Raw genomic sequence first — 17,873 nt, 5'->3', positions numbered from 1 at the left:
ATAACTAGTTTTAGTCAGCAAGGGGGAAAGGGCTTGCTCCCCCTGCTCCCTGCTCCCTTCCCCCCTGCCTCTTCCTGTCATCAACTTCATCCCCATTTTCCCCAAGTAGAGACATTGTATTGCAACGTCTCTACCACCTAATCATGTGTTCCTCATCTCATGTAATCATGTCAAAAATAAATTCCTTTATGTCTATAAAAGCACTTTACCGAACTGCTGGTCTGGTATTGATTGTTGAAGCTCTGTTGCTGTTTGTGCCGGTTTTTATTCTTGGTGCAGCAATTAATTGGCCAGCTAGTCTTGGTGAACCGGCTAGTATCATGTTGCCACTATTAATTGAAAAAGCTGAACCAGTCAGAATTGGTTATCTGATCTATCTTCTTTATTCAATACTTTTTTGGGTAGTAGCTTTATTAACTGCTCGTGTCATTAGTAATGGGGAAACCAACCCTGTATGGCTCCAAGTGGCAACTGGTTTTGGCATTGCATCTACTGTCACTCGTTGTCTGGGCATTATTCGCTGGTTAGTACCAATGCCAGCCTTAGCGCAAGTTTATGCTGATCCTACAATCTCTGCACAAACTCGTGAGGCGATCGCTGTTGTCTATAAAACCCTCAATGACTACGCTGGCTCAGTCGGTGAAGTATTAGGTGTTAGCCTATTTACCGTATTGTGGTTATTAATTATCTCAATTTACTTATTACGTTCAAGAATACTACCACGTTGGTTAGGAATATTTGGGATTGTCGCTGCTCTGTTTCTGGCAACTCAATTAATAGAACTATTTGGGGTGGATTTGGGGGCATTTATTAGTGTGTCAGTAACTATGCTCCAACTCTGGTTTTTAGCCGCCGGGGTGACCTTATTAAGACACAAAAATGTCTAAGTTTAAATAAAATCTGACATTTTTCTCCAAAAAAATAATTTTTTGACATCACAACCATCCTATGAACACAACACAAGAACTCCATGTAATTTTTGGTACTGGCCCCCTAGCACAGGCTGTCATGCGTGAACTGCTAGCTCGGAACAAAAGGGTGCGGATGATTAACCGCAGTGGCAAAGCAGACATACCCTCTAGTGTGGAAATCATCGCCAGCGATGCTTATAATTCCGAAAATACACGAGCAGTTACTACTGGAGCGACAGTAGTTTACCAATGTGCGCAACCAGCCTACACCCAATGGCCAGAGTTGTTTCCCTCCTTGCAAGCTAGCATTGTTGAAGGGGTAGCTGCCAATGGCGCAAAGCTAGTTGTGGGAGATAATCTTTATATGTATGGCCCTGTCAATGGTGTGTTGCGGGAAGATATGCCCAATGCTGCAACTACCCGCAAAGGGCGTGTCCGTGGACAAATGACAGAGGCGCTTTTGGATGCACACCGTAGAGGTATTGTACGAGTTGCTATTGGTAGAGCATCCGACTTCTATGGGCCACTAGTGCTTGATTCTGTCATGGGCGATCGCATTTTTCCTTCTGTACTGACTGGAAAACCTGCATCGGCGATCGGTGAAATTGACCTCCCTCATACGTATACCTTTATCGATGACTTTGGCAAGGCCTTGGTGGTCTTAGGGGAAGAAGATAAAGCGTTGGGTCAAATTTGGCACGTACCTAATGCTGAGACTATCACTACTCGACAATTTATCACCATAGCTTTTGAGGAAGCTGGATACCCACCAAAAATCAGTAAAATGGGTAAATTCATGATGCGATTAGGCGGGATTTTTATCCCAGAAGCTCGTGAAACCGTCGAGATGATGTATGAGTTTGATGAGCCATTTGTTGTCAATCATGATAAATACGTCCAAGCATTTGGCAATCATGCTACCCCTTTACGTGAAGCTATACGGCACACCTTGAAATGGTATAGCGAACATCTCAAAACCTTAAAAACGTAAAAGGTCAAGGTTCGACTATCTAATTCCTTTTCCCTTATGGCAATCTTTATGACCATGAGGGGAGGGAATTGTGCTACTTCTCAGCTTAAGGCTAGAGAGTGCAAGCTTTACACCCCCAATAACATTAATTTGGCACAGCAACAAATAAAGGCGTTGCTGTACAGCAATGGGCCAAGAGATGTTTGCATCAAGGATGGAAATCCTTCCCTTCTTTGGAGCTTTTGCGTACACCAGACTTAGAACCTAATACCGTTTCTTGATGTAGCTTGTCTGGCGTAGCCATAGATGCACTTTATTCTGTACGGTAGAGACGTTGCATGCAACGTCTCTACATCATTTATTGGACACAACTTCATATAGAGTTGGTATAAGCTAAAAATAATTTTTCTCTATTTGCATAAATCCACAATATTTAACTGATTAATATTTAACAATAAATCAGCGAACCCGAATCAAGCTTTTCGCTAAAAATTATCAATCTTTGCACTATTTAAGGAGTAGAAAAACTAGTGATTATTGTAATGAAACCCTTCACTCCATCTGCGGAAATAGAACAAGTAAATGAAGAAATTCGTCGCCATGAACTTACACCAGAAATCTGTGTAGGTCATCACAAAGTAGTAATCGGTTTGGTGGGAGATACCTCAGAACTTGATCCACGCCAAATTCAAAATTTGAACCCTTTTATAGAACAAGTGATTAGGATTAAAAAGCCTTTCAAAAGAGCTTCTTTAGAATTTCGTTACGGAGAACATAGTGAGGTTGTAGTACCAACACCTAATGGGCCTATAACTTTTGGGCAAAACCATCCTGTAGTTGTAGTTGCCGGCCCTTGTTCGGTAGAAAACGAAGAAATGATCGTCGAGACAGCCCAAGCGGTGAAAGAATACGGCGCACAATTTTTACGTGGTGGCGCATATAAACCCCGTACATCACCTTATGCTTTCCAAGGTCATGGTGAGAGCGCTCTAGCTTTGTTAGCAAAAGCTAAAGAAGCTACAGGTTTAGGAATCATTACAGAAATCATGGACGCAGATGACTTAGATAAGCTCATCGAAGTAGCAGATGTGTTGCAAATTGGGGCCCGAAATATGCAGAATTTTTCACTTCTCAAAAAAATAGGAGCTACTACTAAGCCAGTGCTACTGAAGCGGGGACTGTCAGCCACTATCGAAGATTGGTTGATGTCAGCAGAGTATATTTTAGCCGGAGGTAATCCAAACGTCATACTATGTGAGCGAGGAATTCGCACTTTTGACCGACAGTTTACAAGAAATACGCTGGATATATCTGCAATTCCAGTTTTGCGAACCCTGACACACTTACCTATTATGATTGATCCTAGTCATGCCACCGGTAAATCCGAATTTGTGCCAACTATGACAATGGCATCTATAGCTGCTGGTGCAGATTCCTTGATGATTGAAGTTCACCCCAATCCAGCTAAAGCACTTTCAGATGGGCCTCAATCACTCACATTGGAAGGATTTAAGGAATTAATGCACGAAATAACTGCCCTAAGTAAATTCTTTGGTCGTTCGCCTCACAACAATAGTACAAATCTAAAGCCAAAAGCTATCTCATTGGTGAGCTATTAAACATATTCATCTCCATCTAAAGTTAGTAGTGGTTTAGGACTTCCTTAAATCTTTAGCTATCATGTTGCTAATAAAAAATTTGAAAGCTCAAGCCCTAGTAAAATCCTTAGTAGCTTTCATTGATGTCAACTTAGCAAAAAGAAAGCACTAGACATAAAGTTGGGGAGCAAAGATAGTAAGACAATGAGTTGTCAAAATGGCTACTTTTCGCACTAATAAACAGGGACTTCAGACCGAAGAGAAAAATTATGCTTCTGAGGAATTCGGTAATTGGTAATTGGTAATTGGTAAGAGTAGCTATTACCCATTACCCATTACCGAAGCGACGGGGCGACTATTCCTCTCCACCCACGCGCTTGATGGAGTTTCCTGTCGCTTTGATAAACCTAATTTTTTATTATTACAGCTTTAAAAACTATGTCTACTGTATCTAACTTAACACAATTAAAAAAAGGTCTAGAAACAAGCGAAGTTCAGAAAGGGATGAAACTTATAGGATTACAGGTTACACAATTAGAACTAGATCAACTTGCATTTGGCAATACTATTTCGCTAGAAAACAGAAGATTAGGTGAAATCGGTTCAATATTTATACTAGCGGAAGCTCTTTCGGCAGTAAATTCAGTTCAAACAAATATTACTTTTCAAGACTTACCACAAACGGTTAAAGAGTTTTCTTGCTGTTACGGAGGAGTTCCAATCTACTGTTGGAATTCTGACTTAATCGGAAAGTGTTGTCTGACCCTAACTTTGCTAGATGGCAAGCCGGCAATTAGAGTTTCATCTCAAAACTTATAGTTTATCATTTCGTAAAGATTTAGGTCTAATAGAATAATATTAGCAAAAATTGACATTTTCTAATAATTAGTTTTGTTTTTTGTCAAATTTTAGTTTTTTATAAGCCATCATGATACCAACTAGGGATATTCCGGGAATTATCAAGTTGAACCAATTCAGTGTCTTACTCCAAGAAGGTAATGGTCGTGTATCTTGCACTTGATAAGCTTTTGTTTCTGAATTTCCTTGCTTAGAAGTGTAAACAACTTCCTTATATTTTAAATCGAGAGATTTGGGTGCGATCGCGACAATTTCTAAAACATCAGCAACTTCTTTTATACCATATCTATCTGGTAGCAATCTCAGAGATTTAATACTATTCTTTGCTGGAATTAACAGGGCTTTTTTGCTATTCAAATCTTTAATAGATTCACCTTCTTCACTCTTGACAATATCTTGAAATTTAAGCAAAGATTTTTTGATAGCATAGACATCACTATATTCTCGATATCCATTTAAACCCAAACATTTACCTGACTGAAGAATTCTGTTATATGTTGGCAGGTTGGGATTTTGTGACTTAATATGTGCAATTAATAAATAATTAGGATATTTGTCAAGATTGGCAATTTTAAAACAGTAACTAACTGGAGATTCTCCCGGAGATAAAACATCTGCCCAAGCAACAGGTAATTGAATATAGTTAATTAGCGTAACTGTAACTAATATTTTGAGAATATCTTTCAGAGATTTCATAATAATAAAATAGAAACTAATTTACAATTAATAGTTATATCCTACTTTTATATGAATAATTGATAATTTTATTCCATAGCTCAAAACTAGCTCAATTGTCATGATGCGATCGCTTTGGTTCGGGTTCCCAGTTAAAATCATGAGGACAATTGCATTCTTGAGCTTGGTTGCAGTTAATTACCATCATACTAAAGCAAAAATTCAGGAGAGTCCCATTATCAAATTTTACTTGTAAATTGCCTGGACTACGAAAGCCAGCACCACTATAACCAATAATTTGATACTTAGAACTTAAGTTTGAGACATTAAAGAAATATGGTTTAGGGCTGAAGCTAGAATCACCTTTTAAATCATTTAAACAAAAGGCTTTTGTGATATACCTTTGTGCGATAATTTCTGCTTCTTTTGCAGATGGATCGCCAATTGCACTGATAAAATTATCGGAGATTTTGGTGATTTTATTAGCTTGAGTACAGTCAACTATATAGTTGACAGGAAAAGCAATACGTAATAAATGATATGTCAAACCTAGTGATAGAATTGTAATAATTGAGATTTGAATAAGTTTTTTCATTGGCTACAGGGATAATGCTGTTTTAACTTTGTGTTGCTGATAGATAAAGTTTGTTCACGAAGTGCTACAGATGAAAGCAGAACATTCCATTACGGGTAGCAGTGATTACTCGCTGATGTGTGGAATCTATTGCGATCGCCTGTATAATTGCATCTGTTTGGTACTCTGCTTTCACGACTCCATCTTGAATATTTAGCAAAGCCAGGGTTTTTCCTGCCCCTAATACTAGGGTTTGGTCATTGAGAAAAGCAATATCACTTTGCCAAAGATTTTCCTCATCATGCTGATGTTCTATGTAGGGTAGGGATACTTCCCAAACTTTATAGAGAAAAATCGTAGTAAGGACTTTAGTCCTATTGTTATAACTAAAGTTCTCACTAAAACTTTTATTTATAGCAGATATATTAATTTATGGGTAATTCAATTATAAACTCTAGACCTGCTCCTGGTTGGGAATGACATGATATTTTGCCGTGATGATTAACGGTAACAATTTGGTAAGCTATCGATAGACCTAAACCAGTTCCTTTACCGATGGGTTTAGTTGTGTAGAAAGCATTAAATATTTGACTTTGGATTTCTTCACTAATTCCTGCACCATTGTCAGCAATTTTGCAAATAACTTGCTCACCAATTAGCTCAGTTGTGATGTGGATGACCCCAGGATTTTCAGCAATTTCACAGTAGTTTTGATTTTTTTGTGTTTCTTCAATAGCATCAATGGCATTGGCGATTAAATTCATAAATACCTGGCTAATTTCACCGGGATAGCATTCAATCAAGGGTAAATTACCATATTTTTTGACAATTTCAATGGCAGGACGTTCAGAATTGGCTTTTAGTCGATGTCCGAGAATTAGTAGTGTATTTTCTATTGCTTCGTGGAGGTTAGCTAGTTTCTTACCTGTTTCTCTGTGTCGAGAAAATTTGTTTAATGAGGAGACAATTTCTTGAACGCGATCTGTACCTACGCGCATAGATTTGATCACATTAGATAAATCATCTAATAAATAGGTTAAATCAGTTCGATTAATTGCATTTTCAATTTCAGCAGGTAGATTGGGAAAATGCTGTTGATACAGATAAAGTAAGTCAACTACTTCTTGTACATACTTTTGCACAAAGGTTAAGTTACCCGCAATAAAGTTAATGGGGTTATTAACTTCATGGGCAATCCCGGCTGCCATTTGACCTAAACTAGCAATTTTCTCGGTTTGAATTAGTTGAGTTTGAGTTTTTTGCAGTTCAGCATTTTTGGCGATTAAACTTGCTGTTAAATGGCGCAATTTTAGCTGGTGTTCTATTCTCACCAACACTTCTTCATGTTGAAAAGGTTTGGTAATATAATCTACTGCTCCTAGTTGAAATCCTTTGACTTTATCCTCAGTTTCTGACAGTGCAGTCATGAATACCACGGGAATATCACAAAAACGCTGGTCACTTTTAAGACGTTGACAAGTTTCAAAACCGTCCATACCCGGCATCATGACATCTAGTAAAATCAAATCGGGTAATAAATCATTTTCTAACCTTTGTAAGGCTTTTTCACCACTGCGCGCCGCCCAAACTTCAAAACTAGAGTTATCTAAAAAACTCGATAAAACTTGTAAATTGTTGGGATTATCATCAACAGCTAAAATTATGCCTTTGATTGGTGTGCGATCGCTAAAATAATTTTGGTTGGGTACAGTCGCTCTCATGCCATTTCTACCTCATATTGTGTCAAAAAATCAAGGATTGCATCCTCGTCAAATTGTCTGGCTAGTTGTCTAAGTTGATGAGCGAAAGTAGCAAAGTTTGTATCTTCTGCCTCTAGTTGATCTGCACACTTGATAATGGCGTTAAAGTTACCCTTTTTCGCTAATGCCATCAGTTCTTGTAATACTTCTGCTTGGGGAGTAATTAATTGTGCTGATGGACTATTGTTTTGAGTTACTACATCTGAGATTGCTTGATTTTCAGACTCAGAAGGTTGATAAATCCAGACTAAATTTAAATGACGTTCTAATTGACGCAATAATTCATCTGCTTGTATGGGTTTACTGAGGAAGTCATCACCGCCTACTGCCAAGCTGCGATGTTGATCAGATTCAAAAACACTAGCGGAAGAAACAATAATTTTAATATTCTCAAACTGGGGCATCTGTCGCAGATTTTGAATTAATGTAAACCCATCCATTTCTGGCATGAGTAAATCTGTGATAATTAGGTCTGGTGAAATAGCGATCGCTTGTTCTAAACCATCTTGACCATTGACAGCCTCCACTATTTCAAAACCCAATGGTTGCAATAAATCATTCAAGACTATACGATTTTCCCAGCGATCGTCTACTATCAAAATTCTGCGGGGATTTCCCTCAAAACCAATGATTTTTCTGACGGAGGTAGTCATGATTGACTGTAACCATTCATTGGTAGCTACTATCTCCAATTCAAACCAAAAAGTGCTACCCTTTCCTACCTGACTTGTGACATGGATATCACTCCCCATCATCTGCACTAACTGACGAGTAATAGCTAAACCCAGTCCCGTTCCTTCCGTCTGACGCTTTTTTTCACCTACCTGTTCAAAAGGTAAGAAGATTTTGCTTAATTCTGCGTCAGTAATGCCAATACCTGTATCTTCTATACAGTAACGAATACGGTGGTTGACTGGTTTTTGATTAGAGGATTCTTCAATTGTCTCAACTTTTAGCTTAACTTGACCGTGATCAGTGAATTTAATCGCATTACCCAGCAGATTTAACAGTACTTGACGTAATCTTTTGGCATCAATATGCACCCATGTAGGTAAATTACTGGCAGGTTCATAGATAAATAAAATATCTTTTTGTGCAGCACGAATTTGGCAAATTTCGGCAATACCTTGTATAAAAGATGGAAAATGTACATCTTCGCCATGCAGTTCTAGTTTCTTGGCTTCAATTTTAGCAAGATCCAAGATGTCATTAATTAATGTCAACAGGTGTGAACCACATTGTTCAATAATATTGATGTGATGTTGTTCTTGCTCAGGTAACTTTGAGGAACGTTGCAAAATTTGCGCGCAACCCAAAATCCCATTTAAAGGCGTTCTTAGTTCATGACTCATGTTAGCTAAAAATTCGCTTTTGGCATGGTTAGCTAAATCAGCCGCCTCTTTAGACTTTTTTAGTTGTGCCTGTTCAAAAGCTTGTACTCGCCACAAAACAGTAATCATGGTGATAGTTAATCCGCCAACAATCAACGCAATTAAATCTAGAAATTGCAGCCGAGACTCAATATTTTCACGGGGAATTACCAAAGCTACAGACCAATTTGTAGCCTTTAATGGTACATAAGCAATATATTTTTGTTTACCGTCAATTGCCATCAACTCAATTCCCTGCTGTTTGTTAACCATGCGCTGGGCGATCGCTTGTAAACTATGGTTATTAATTTTCAGCAGACTGGGGGCAGGTTTTTCCGTAGTGGACATTAAAGTCGCGTCAGGATGAACAATCGCCTCCCCTTGGGAATTGAGGGCAAAAGCGTAGCTATTTTTACCGTAGGTGAGAGAATTGATCACCTTTGTAATATGGTCAACTTTGACGCTACCGTGAAACACTCCTATGGGTGAATTGGAAGTTGATAGAATCGGAGTAGCGATCGCAATCAAGGGTATTCCTGTAGAACGGCTAATAAAAGGATCAGAAACACTGCTTTTTCCGGCTATTCCCTGTTGAAAGTATTCTCTATCCTTAACATTGTTGTTTGCGCGTCCTGACTTTGTCGTGTAGTAAGAACCATCCGCAATTGACATTTGGAATAAGAAAAATTCTTTGATTCTCTTAACTTCAGTCTTTAAATAAGGTTCTGCTACAGCCCAATCTAAAGAACGTACGGCTGGAGTATTTGCTAAAGTTTTTACCTCGACTTTGCGAACACTTAACCACGCCTCTATTTGATCAACTCCTGTTTGTACTTCCAGAAAAGCATTTTTTTGTATATCTGCTAGTGCCATATTGTGGGCAGCTAAATAGCTAAAATAAGCAGAAATACTGACAATCAGAGTTGTACCGCCAAGAATAAATCGAATGAGAAAATTCCGTGATGATTGCTGTCTAGGGTGAGATTTTATGGAAATTGAGTCATTGCTTACCAAAGGTTTCATACCTGTGAAAATCAGGATAAGTAGACAACTATACTCAGATTGCCCAATTAGCCTTTGATAATCACAGGTGACAGGAGGAAGGGAGCAGGGGCAATACGGTTCGGTTAAGGGATTTCTTGGTTAAGGCAGGCAGGGGAAGTCAGGGGAGAAGAGAAGCAGGGGAAGAGAAAAATTATGAAAATAACCTCCTTTCCTCCTCTGCTTCCCCTGCTTATCCGAACCGTATTGGCGGCAGGGTGAGAAAAAATCTTTTCATCGTCTTTACCATCAACATTGGATAATTTATTTTCTGAAAGTCCCTTATTCCCCACCACTACAAAAGATAGCTTTGAATTCAGGGAATTATCAATATAGTGCTGTATCTATATAGACGGTAGGAGGAGTAAAGCTGTGAAATTATTTTGGAATATAATTTTTGAAGGAATTTTCTGGCTCTGGAACCTGACGTTTTTAGGATTCGTTTATCTAGGAATATTACCATTTGTAGGTGTGCCATTAGTTTTGGCAACCGCGAGGGGTGATATACCGATTGAATTTTCCTTATCTCTAGTTGCTTTAATTGCCATTCCCACAATTTGTAGCATTATCGGTGGCTGGCTTTTTCTTCAACAACCAGTAAAACTAATCCGCCTATTTTATGGTGTAGAAGCCCCGCTATTTGTCTTATGTTTATTGCGCTTGTTCGTGATTCGGGAACTCACCCCTGCTAGTAGCCAAGTTTTACTAACAATGGGTGTTTGTATCGCCGCTTTTGCAGGAGAACTATTTTGGGGCTATGCTTCCCGGCGCAAAATTGGGTTGCAATGGGTACAAATGTTAGCCCATACATTAATGCTGGTATTTGGTGTGTATGCAGGTGCAGTATTGTTGTTTTACGCCTTGCCTTTAGCAGTATTTTTGTTGCAGGAATTTGTAAAATTTGAATGGGTAATGCCATTATGGAATATATTATACCACACAGCTTTTGTCGGTGGTTTGTTAATAGTTTCTACGTGGTTTATTGTTCTTGCTTTTAGCGCTACGTTGTTTATTGTTATGCCATCGGCATTAGCAGCAATGTATGTACACTCAGGAGCGAAAATTTTAAAAGATTTTGCTGTAGATCATGGGAAGCAAAAGACATTTGCTGGTGCTAGTGCAGTTATTGTGGCGTTTTTTGTGACTTTCTTATCTTTGCAACAACAGCCCCAAGTAATGGCTTTTTCACTGTTAGCAAATGCCCCGAAAAATGATAGCGATCGCCAAACCCTCATAACTAAATCAGAACAAATTCGCACAGGATTAGTTAATGCTTATTTATCTTCTTACCGCTACCTCAGCAGCAGGCAAGAAAATAATCATATAAGTGCTATGTATCGTCATGTATTAGGTTTGGAAAAGACGGCGGCTGATGGGTTGCAAGAAACATATAATTTTCTGATGTCACCATTTTTATATAATGGTTCCGACAAAGATGTTGCTAAGGCAGAAAAACTCTACGCGGAATTTTTCGACACACCTCTACAAAAAGCCGAAAAAACAGCCGTTAGTCATGCAGTACAATCTACTTTTAACGAGCAGGAAGTTAAAGCAGGTTTATTAAATATCAACGAGAAAAAAGTTTTGTTGGCATCGCAACAAGTCACCGTTAAAGAACATGGTGATTGGGCTGATGTGGAATTGTACGAAGTTTATAAAAACCAAACACGAGAAGTTCAGGAAGTTTTCTACTCCTTCTCTTTGCCAGAAAGCGCGGTAATTACTGGCTTATGGTTGGGAGATACCAATAACTTAAACCAACGCTTTAATTTTGTTGTCTCTCCTCGTGGTGCTGCCCAAAAAGTTTATAATTCTCAAGTTAGGCGTGAGCGTCCGGTAGATCCAGCTTTATTAGAACAAGTAGGGCCAAGACATTATCGTTTAAGGGCTTTTCCTATTCCTCCCAACAACGTACAACAAATAGAAGGACAACCACCACTCCCCACAGAAATGCACCTATGGTTAACTTACAAGGTGTTGGGACAAGATAAAGGTTGGGCAATGCCAGATTTAGGGGAAAGACGTAATATATTCTGGACTAATCAAACCAAGCGTATCCGCAACGGTAAAGAAATAGGTTTTAAAGAAGATGCTTGGTTAGAAGAATTCATCCCCAGCAGCCAGAAAATTCAGCCTGTATTGCATGAAGTGAGTTTAGATGAAGGCTACAAAATATTAGCCAAACCCCTATCTAACAAAGATTACACTTTACCTAAAAATCAGCGTGTCGCCTTAGTTCTCGACACTTCCCGCAGTATGGGAGAACATATCAAAGAATTGACACAAACATTATCTTGGTTGAAACAATATGGTTTTGCAGATAATGATTTGACAAACAACGATGCTGATTTATATATCAGTGTTTCTCCAGGTGCTACACCCAAACGATTAGATAACCTCCAACAATTCCAACCCGAAAAAGTAGCTTTTTACGGCACAATTCAACCCCAGGAAATGTTGGCACAGTTTAATAATTTGCGTGGCGATACAGCTTATGATGCTGTTTTATTGTTGAGTGATGAAGGTAGTTATGAGTTGTCGAAGAACAATAAAACCGTCACTGCTACTCCTGCACCTTTGTGGATGGTGCATTTAGGTGGATTGCCTGGAGCTTATAACGATGGCATTATTAAATCGTTACAAGATAGCGGTGGTGGAGTTGCTGTTGATATTGCCGAGGTGTTGCAACGAATTGCCACTAAATCAGTTTTAGGTGATTCTGTTGTTACCGTTGTCAATGGTTATGCTTGGTATTTGCAAACATTAGACACAGCAATTACAACTAATAACCAGCAAGATGATTTATTGCCATTAGCCGCCAGACAATTAATTTTAGGCTTGAGTAAACAAATTAAGTTAGACAATCTCAAAAGTTTGGATGCAATTCACGCTGTAGCCAAAAAGTATAAGATTGTCAGCCCTTATTCTTCGATGTTGGTATTAGTCAACGATGAACAAAGACGGTTACTCAAAGAAGCAGAAGCCGCAAGCGATCGCTTTGACCGTAAAGTTGAAAATGGTAAGGAAAACCTCTCTAAACCCAATAACCCCTTGAAAGTCAGCGTACCTGAACCATCAGGGGGATGGCTTTTAGGTGCGAGTGCGATCGCTCTATTCATATTTGTGAAGCGTCGGCGCTAAATCATCAAATGTGGGTGAGTAATTGGTAATAGCACATATACTTATGGGCTATTACCAATTACCACTGATATTATTACCATTTATTCTTGCACTTTTTTTCCAATTTCCAGCAGATGAAGCGACGGAAGAAAATCTGCGAAAAATAGCAGTATCCTGTAATGGCAATCCTCAATAAATATTGGTAAGAATGGATAATTAACCCGTCAAAAACTCCCCTCTCGTTCCTAAAACACTAATTATCCTATGGAAATTGTAGATTTAACCCTATCTAAACACCGTTGGTATCGTCGTCTACGGGGTGGAACATGGTGGCAAGTCGAAGTTCCCCTATTTGACGGTGTTCAAATCCTTTGGGTACATAATTTGCCAGAATGTGAGTGTTGTATTATCCAAACAGAAAACCACTAGTATTTTTCTGCGTTCATAACCATCTTATAGTGTAATTTTAGCGATCGCTCTTGTTCGAGCTATTAAGGATGACATAGGCGCATTTTTCTAGCTCTTTATTCCGATAATCTAGGCTAAAACCCTATTTACTCCTTCCTCACCCCAATAATAAATATTCACATCCGCCTGCTTACTTATCAGTATTTGAATTAGATATAGGATGGGCATTGCCCACCCTACAAATACCTAAATATGTTTACCAATCAAACCGGATTCTCATATCAAAGAATCTCTAGAAGATATACGGTACATTCCATAAACCAATCGTAGGTAGTAATGGCGCACCCACTCCTGACCATTCTTTTGAATAGCTAGTAACCTCACTTACTTTTCCCTGAGATTGACTATTACTGCCTTGATGATTGGAATTTGATGATCCTTGGAAATCTACTTGTCTCTTAGAAGAGTAGCTGCTATTAAATGTGTAATCACTCCCCCCAGAGGTAATTTGTTGTTGTGCTTCAGACACATCAGTAAGGAATTTGTGAGTCATAGTGAAAAGTCTCATTGTGTGATTTGGCTACAAAGTTGATTACTTATTTATGATTTTTTGAGCTAATCAACTTTGCTGTTAATGACAAGAATATCTATTTTTCATACATAAATCACTTCCGGTTTATGCAAAGTTATTCTCATAATTAAGAAACAAGATTTGTATAATCAGGTAATGATACGTTCAGAAAAATACCTACAGGGCTAGTATTTGATTTCTGAAATATACTAGTATGGTGGGCAATACCCTTGCCCAGCATACAGATACTTAGATATTTTCATTAATCAAATCAGATTCCTATATGTCTGATACCTCTAACTTAAGACAGTTACTTTGTGTATTAGATTGATACAGCATTTTGCAAGTAAGTGAGGTACACCAGACAAGAGATGAGCGAAAGCGTTAAGTGTTTATGAAAGCGGCGGGAAACTCCATCCCCTCTTAGGAAAAGAACGATAGCCGCCCCGCCGATGTAGGTAATAGGTAATTAATTTAAGGATGATTTTTCTAGACGATAGTTTCTGCGGAGTTCTGCCAAAGTATCTTCGCTAAACACAAATTTAATTATCCCGACTAACTCACCCCAACTGTGTAACACAGACTCGGAAGGTGCTTGCCAAAACTCTCTAATAAAAAATTCTTCCCACCATTCTGGTGCTTGTTTGCGATGAGCATAATCGTGTTGCTTGCGCCACCGCCTGCGCCATTTAATAAAGTCTGATCTGGTTGGTGGTTGCACTCCTAAAGTCGGGGGAAAATCGGCATAACTGACAAATGTACTCACCCCTCTGGCGTGGACGTAAACTACATAGTGCCAACATTCCACTGTGTAGATATCATCAAACCCGATGCGAAACATCAGACAAATTGCTTCTTCGGTGACAAATCGTGATAGAGGATGAGGAGTTAAAGATTTGTGAACAATTTTTGATGGACGGATGACAATTGCTTTTGGGTTGAGTGATGATACCATAAAAATACCAGTAAATTCGGTAGATGTTTAACTGTTGAGTCCCGTAGGTATTTTTCCTGTCGATGGATAGACACAGATAACCTATCGGTTTTACATTTGAGTACTACGATCGCTCTCTCTGTTTTCTAGGCTGGGGGGCGATCGTTTTATATGATACAATTATTCTGCGACTGATACAAGTCATTGAAGCAGCAAATTATGGGAATGATTCGCCTCAAGATTCGAGAGTATGCAGCCCAGAGAGGTTGGACATTGAAAGAAGTCTCTGACCGTTCTGGTGTAGTTTACAGCACTCTGAGAACCTATGCGCGATCGCCTGGATTGGCGACTGTAGATTTTACCGCTATTCAGAAATTAGCTCGTACTTTCGAGGTGATGATTGAAGAGTTGGTTGAGGTAGTGCAGGAATAGTTTATAGTTGCACTGAAGTAGGCGATCGTTATTATTTTGTATGTCTTTTATTGATGAAATTAATCGCGCCAATGTCCTGATTGTAGGAGCTAGCCAAGGCATTGGCTTAGGCTTTGTCAAAAAATTGCTGCAAGATGACAGAATCGCCAAAATTTATGCCACCTATCGCCAAAAAGATTCCGCGTCTGAGTTAATTACACTAGAAAAAGAATATTCCCCAAGATTAACTTGTCTATCACTAGATATTACTGATGAGTTACAGATAGCGGAAATCTTGCAACAAATAAATACTGAAACTAATAGATTGCATTTGGTAATTAACTGTGTAGGAATACTACATGAAGGAAATTTACAACCTGAAAAAAGTTTGAGACAACTTAATTCAGAAAATTTACTCCGTTACTTTCACATTAACAGCATAGGTGCTGTTCTCCTAGCAAAACATCTTTTACCTTGCTTCCAACATAATGAGCCAAGTGTTTTTGCTAGTATTTCCGCTAAATTGGGCAGCATCGGCGATAATCAACTTGGTGGCTGGTACGGCTATCGCGCCTCCAAAGCGGCACTCAATATGTTTATGCGAACTGTAGCCGTTGAGTATGGTAGAAGTTGCCCTAAAACTACAGTAGTAACTTTACATCCTGGGACAACCGATACACGTCTTTCTCGACCCTTTCAGAAAAATGTAGCCGCCGAAAAACTATTTTCTATTGAACGCACTGTTGACCAATTATTAGCCGTGATTGCACAACTCCAGAAAGGTGATAGTGGAAAGTTTTTCTCTTGGGATGGTACTCAGCTGCCTTGGTAATTTAATAATTAATTTAAGTAATGTAGGATTCATACTTAATTTCTAAAATATACGTAGGGTGGGCAATGCCCACCGTATCCCGGTTTTGGTGGGCATTGCCCACCCTACTTGGTAATTTAATAATTAATTTCAGTAATACGGATTCGCCAAAGTTGAGAAACAGATCCTTTTTTCAGTAACTCTTGTGACACTTAGCGTTCTCATATTCCCCGTGGGAAGCTGACATGAACGAGATGCTACGTAAAAATTTTTAATTTCATAGTGCTTGTACTTCCCGTTCGCCGTATCACTGCTTATTCAAGGTTTTTGTGAATTTTTCATGAGCATAAGTAGCTATACTCAATCAAATTCTATTCGTTAGGAAACTTTATATTTATTTAAGTGATTGTACTGAAGATATTCTTGAGTCAAAACATAATCATTTGATCATAGTTATGCAAATAAATTATTAGTTACATAACTATACATTTTTTGAAATTTCTTTTTTATAAATTTAAAAAATCATGAATAATTGTCCTTGCTGCTCTCATCAGCTTTTACGACATATTCGCAGTCGTGAAGTTTACTTTTTTTGTCGGAAATGTTGGCAAGAAATGCCTATTCTAAAACAGAAATATCATCCAGAATTGTCATCGAGATTAATTGATACACCTAAGGTTACTTACGTTCGATAGTGTGCGAGGAAATTGGGGACTGGGAATTTTAGATTTTGAAATAAATAATCTAAACTGCAAAATTGCAAATCCAAAGTTGAACGGATGGAGACTCAGAACCTTCTTAAACTACTAGCTACACCAAGCGATAGGCAAATGCAACCCACTCATTTAATCGCTCACAATCAACTAACTCTAAGCCTGCCTGGGTAAAAGCTGTAGTCACATTTTCTTCATGGTCAACGGTAAAGCCAGATGCAATCAATAGTCCCTGATGTGCATCTGTTTGACGTAAAGCATTCTGGAAATCATTAGCGAGAGCAACATGAACTCGCGCCAGGATATTTGCAACTATGAGGTCAAAGCTTTTTGCCGGTTTAATTGTTGGTACATGATCTATGGTTTCCTGGTTCATCCAATGTCCCAAATCACTACCAGATCCTAGACTCCCGGCCATGACTGTTACTTGCTGCTCAACGCCATTACACAGGACAGCATCCTGAGTTGCTTGCACAGCAAGACTATCGTTATCTAGCGCTAAAACAGTTGCACCTAATTTCGCCATTGCCACACTCAGAATACCTGAACCTGAACCCAAATCCAGGGTATTCATTCCGGGGAGGACATATCGCTCAATCAATTTGAGACTGAGAATCGTGGCTGGATGAAATCCACTACCAAAAGAGAAGCTTTTATTCAGTCTCAAACTTACTTGGTCTGGTGTTTCTAATTGGTAAGGTATATCAGGAGGCAACACAACAAAGCGTTTGCCAATGCGATGAATAACGGGTTTGAGTATATTTCCGTTAGTGAGTTTATCTTCAACTATATTGGTTTGAATTGCTGTGGCGATTCCAGTACGCTCTAAAGGGGAAAGCAGATGCAAAATTTTGTCTATACGTGTCCGTAAATAGGCATCACAAGCTAAGTATAAGTTAATCGTAAATGCCCAACTGGGATGGCTAGCGTTTTCTGTGACTGATTGCGCTTGGTTAATTGCAGTATATTCTGTGATGTAAACATCATTAATATCAATAGTTTGAGCCACGAGGGTACAAACCCAGTCAACTCCTTCGTGTGTTGTATCTAGGCTCAATTCCATCCACGACATACTGTCTTCCTTTAGCGTAAATGTTAAACCTCTGCACCAGAGAGAGGGACTATCCCCAACTTAGCCATTTTACTTT

The 17,873-nt window shown here is 38.8% G+C and carries 17 protein-coding genes; 9 read left to right on the top strand and 8 right to left on the bottom strand.

Annotation, left to right across the window (positions count from 1 at the left end; all coding sequences use genetic code 11):
* Positions 1-188 precede the first annotated feature (188 nt).
* The 4 genes from GSQ19_RS25855 (at position 189) to GSQ19_RS25840 (ending at position 4,298) form a co-directional block, all read left to right on the top strand.
* The gene (locus GSQ19_RS25855) at positions 189-887 is read left to right on the top strand and encodes a DUF4386 domain-containing protein (RefSeq protein WP_041456334.1); all 699 of its coding nucleotides are present in this window, start codon (positions 189-191) and stop codon (positions 885-887) included.
* Positions 888-948: 61 nt separating this feature from the next.
* The gene (locus GSQ19_RS25850; protein ID WP_011320672.1) at positions 949-1,902 is read left to right on the top strand and encodes an SDR family oxidoreductase; all 954 of its coding nucleotides are present in this window, start codon (positions 949-951) and stop codon (positions 1,900-1,902) included.
* 509 nt (positions 1,903-2,411) lie between these two features.
* A complete protein-coding gene (gene aroF / locus GSQ19_RS25845) occupies positions 2,412-3,500 on the top strand; it encodes a 3-deoxy-7-phosphoheptulonate synthase (RefSeq protein WP_104009967.1) in 1,089 nt (362 codons plus the stop codon).
* 417 nt (positions 3,501-3,917) lie between these two features.
* Entirely contained in the window at positions 3,918-4,298 is a 381-nt protein-coding gene (locus GSQ19_RS25840) for a hypothetical protein (protein WP_011320670.1), read from the top strand.
* Positions 4,299-4,364: 66 nt separating this feature from the next.
* Here the strand turns inward: GSQ19_RS25840 and GSQ19_RS25835 are convergent, their stop codons facing one another.
* From GSQ19_RS25835 to GSQ19_RS25820, 5 genes are all read right to left on the bottom strand, one after another.
* Complete coding sequence (locus tag GSQ19_RS25835; RefSeq protein ID WP_011320669.1) at positions 4,365-5,033, bottom strand: hypothetical protein; 669 nt, start codon at positions 5,031-5,033, stop codon at positions 4,365-4,367.
* A gap of 91 nt (positions 5,034-5,124) precedes the next feature.
* Entirely contained in the window at positions 5,125-5,607 is a 483-nt protein-coding gene (locus GSQ19_RS25830; protein ID WP_011320668.1) for a hypothetical protein, read from the bottom strand.
* Between the two features lie 64 nt (positions 5,608-5,671).
* Positions 5,672-5,806 (bottom strand): hypothetical protein, encoded by a 135-nt coding sequence (locus GSQ19_RS30340; RefSeq protein ID WP_255449134.1) that lies wholly within the window; start codon positions 5,804-5,806, stop codon positions 5,672-5,674.
* Between the two features lie 205 nt (positions 5,807-6,011).
* A complete protein-coding gene (locus tag GSQ19_RS25825; RefSeq protein ID WP_011320667.1) occupies positions 6,012-7,307 on the bottom strand; it encodes a hybrid sensor histidine kinase/response regulator in 1,296 nt (431 codons plus the stop codon).
* Positions 7,304-9,739, bottom strand: a complete 2,436-nt coding sequence (locus GSQ19_RS25820; protein WP_011320666.1) for a hybrid sensor histidine kinase/response regulator — start codon at positions 9,737-9,739, stop codon at positions 7,304-7,306. Before GSQ19_RS25820 ends, GSQ19_RS25825 begins: the two co-directional genes overlap by 4 nt.
* Before the next feature lie 390 nt (positions 9,740-10,129).
* Between GSQ19_RS25820 and GSQ19_RS25815 the strand changes: the two genes are divergently transcribed.
* The 3 genes from GSQ19_RS25815 to GSQ19_RS29840 all read left to right on the top strand — a co-directional run bounded on the left by GSQ19_RS25815 (position 10,130) and on the right by GSQ19_RS29840 (position 13,306).
* Positions 10,130-12,898, top strand: coding sequence for a TIGR02921 family PEP-CTERM protein (locus GSQ19_RS25815; protein WP_011320665.1), 2,769 nt, complete (start codon positions 10,130-10,132; stop codon positions 12,896-12,898).
* A 43-nt stretch (positions 12,899-12,941) separates the two neighbouring features.
* The gene (locus tag GSQ19_RS30335) at positions 12,942-13,073 is read left to right on the top strand and encodes a hypothetical protein (RefSeq protein WP_255449131.1); all 132 of its coding nucleotides are present in this window, start codon (positions 12,942-12,944) and stop codon (positions 13,071-13,073) included.
* A 68-nt stretch (positions 13,074-13,141) separates the two neighbouring features.
* Positions 13,142-13,306 (top strand): hypothetical protein, encoded by a 165-nt coding sequence (locus GSQ19_RS29840; RefSeq protein WP_011320664.1) that lies wholly within the window; start codon positions 13,142-13,144, stop codon positions 13,304-13,306.
* Between the two features lie 271 nt (positions 13,307-13,577).
* On the opposite strand, the gene GSQ19_RS25810 is transcribed toward GSQ19_RS29840, so the two are convergent.
* On the bottom strand, positions 13,578-13,838 hold the full coding sequence (locus GSQ19_RS25810; RefSeq protein ID WP_041456333.1) for a CTB family bacteriocin: 261 nt from the start codon (positions 13,836-13,838) through the stop codon (positions 13,578-13,580).
* A gap of 487 nt (positions 13,839-14,325) precedes the next feature.
* Positions 14,326-14,811, bottom strand: coding sequence for a hypothetical protein (locus tag GSQ19_RS25805; RefSeq protein WP_011320663.1), 486 nt, complete (start codon positions 14,809-14,811; stop codon positions 14,326-14,328).
* 198 nt (positions 14,812-15,009) lie between these two features.
* Between GSQ19_RS25805 and GSQ19_RS25800 the strand changes: the two genes are divergently transcribed.
* Both GSQ19_RS25800 and GSQ19_RS25795 read left to right on the top strand, forming a co-directional pair.
* Positions 15,010-15,222: a helix-turn-helix domain-containing protein gene (locus tag GSQ19_RS25800; protein ID WP_010995593.1), complete on the top strand. Its 213-nt coding sequence runs from the start codon at positions 15,010-15,012 to the stop codon at positions 15,220-15,222.
* A gap of 40 nt (positions 15,223-15,262) precedes the next feature.
* A complete protein-coding gene (locus GSQ19_RS25795) occupies positions 15,263-16,033 on the top strand; it encodes an SDR family NAD(P)-dependent oxidoreductase (protein WP_011320662.1) in 771 nt (256 codons plus the stop codon).
* A gap of 789 nt (positions 16,034-16,822) precedes the next feature.
* On the opposite strand, the gene GSQ19_RS25785 is transcribed toward GSQ19_RS25795, so the two are convergent.
* Positions 16,823-17,797, bottom strand: a complete 975-nt coding sequence (locus tag GSQ19_RS25785; protein ID WP_011320661.1) for a 50S ribosomal protein L11 methyltransferase — start codon at positions 17,795-17,797, stop codon at positions 16,823-16,825.
* Positions 17,798-17,873 lie beyond the last annotated feature (76 nt).

The sequence above is a fragment of the Trichormus variabilis 0441 genome, from assembly GCF_009856605.1.
GTDB classification, from domain to species: domain Bacteria; phylum Cyanobacteriota; class Cyanobacteriia; order Cyanobacteriales; family Nostocaceae; genus Trichormus; species Trichormus variabilis.
The sequence above is the reverse complement of the archived record's forward strand: the minus strand, read 5'-3'. Positions and strand labels throughout refer to the sequence as shown.

Coding starts and splice junctions, on each gene's coding strand:
- GSQ19_RS25785 (WP_011320661.1), bottom strand. CDS start 17,797: ATGTCGTGGATGGAATTGAGCCTAGATACAACACACGAAGGAGTTGAC.
- GSQ19_RS30335 (WP_255449131.1), top strand. CDS start 12,942: ATGGGCTATTACCAATTACCACTGATATTATTACCATTTATTCTTGCA.
- GSQ19_RS25795 (WP_011320662.1), top strand. CDS start 15,263: ATGTCTTTTATTGATGAAATTAATCGCGCCAATGTCCTGATTGTAGGA.
- GSQ19_RS25820 (WP_011320666.1), bottom strand. CDS start 9,739: ATGAAACCTTTGGTAAGCAATGACTCAATTTCCATAAAATCTCACCCT.
- GSQ19_RS25840 (WP_011320670.1), top strand. CDS start 3,918: ATGTCTACTGTATCTAACTTAACACAATTAAAAAAAGGTCTAGAAACA.
- GSQ19_RS25850 (WP_011320672.1), top strand. CDS start 949: ATGAACACAACACAAGAACTCCATGTAATTTTTGGTACTGGCCCCCTA.
- GSQ19_RS25825 (WP_011320667.1), bottom strand. CDS start 7,307: ATGAGAGCGACTGTACCCAACCAAAATTATTTTAGCGATCGCACACCA.
- GSQ19_RS25800 (WP_010995593.1), top strand. CDS start 15,010: ATGGGAATGATTCGCCTCAAGATTCGAGAGTATGCAGCCCAGAGAGGT.
- GSQ19_RS25835 (WP_011320669.1), bottom strand. CDS start 5,033: ATGAAATCTCTGAAAGATATTCTCAAAATATTAGTTACAGTTACGCTA.
- GSQ19_RS25855 (WP_041456334.1), top strand. CDS start 189: ATGTCTATAAAAGCACTTTACCGAACTGCTGGTCTGGTATTGATTGTT.
- GSQ19_RS25805 (WP_011320663.1), bottom strand. CDS start 14,811: ATGGTATCATCACTCAACCCAAAAGCAATTGTCATCCGTCCATCAAAA.
- GSQ19_RS25830 (WP_011320668.1), bottom strand. CDS start 5,607: ATGAAAAAACTTATTCAAATCTCAATTATTACAATTCTATCACTAGGT.
- GSQ19_RS25810 (WP_041456333.1), bottom strand. CDS start 13,838: ATGACTCACAAATTCCTTACTGATGTGTCTGAAGCACAACAACAAATT.
- GSQ19_RS29840 (WP_011320664.1), top strand. CDS start 13,142: ATGGAAATTGTAGATTTAACCCTATCTAAACACCGTTGGTATCGTCGT.